This window comes from Colwellia ponticola (genome assembly GCF_005885605.1).
Taxonomy (GTDB): domain Bacteria; phylum Pseudomonadota; class Gammaproteobacteria; order Enterobacterales; family Alteromonadaceae; genus Colwellia; species Colwellia ponticola.
This window is the reverse complement of record NZ_SZVP01000069.1, coordinates 1-479: the sequence shown is the minus strand read 5'-3', so window position 1 is coordinate 479 and position 479 is coordinate 1. Positions and strand designations below refer to the sequence as shown.

The following is a 479-nucleotide window of genomic DNA, read 5'->3' as shown; positions in this document are numbered from 1 at the left end:
CTTTAGAGTTATTTTTCTGTACTATTTCGTCGATGTCTTTTTGTAACAACGAAAACAAGGCTACTTCAGCTCCTGAAATTAATGCGGAACAAAACAGCAAAATGGCAATTCCTACAAAACCAAAAACTACATTAGCATCTATAGCGTAAGAAAAAAATAAACTGGGCTCTGGGCCCAAATTAGTTGAGATTAATTAAACAATCAGAATGGCAAGTCATTAATAGGCAAGACATTATTTTCTGGGTCAAAATTAGTGTTTTTCGGAACATCAGCTGCAGGAATTTGTTTGTTGTTTTCACTGTCTTTTTTTGTGGAAAGAAAAGTAAATTCAGTCACTTGAATCTCAGTGGTGTGTTTTGTACTTCCATCCTCTGACTGCCATTGACGAGACTTAATGCGGCCTTCAACGTAAATTTTATCTCCTTTAGAAAGGTATTTTTCACAAAGTTCCGCGGCTTTATTGCGTACTACCAAATTAT

General features: G+C 35.5%; 1 protein-coding gene. It reads right to left on the bottom strand.

Annotated features, from left to right (window positions below; translation table 11 throughout):
* Positions 1 to 201: 201 nt before the first annotated feature.
* On the bottom strand, positions 202 to 479 hold a 278-nt coding region (locus FCS21_RS17670), incomplete at its 5' end, for a single-stranded DNA-binding protein (protein WP_138624487.1).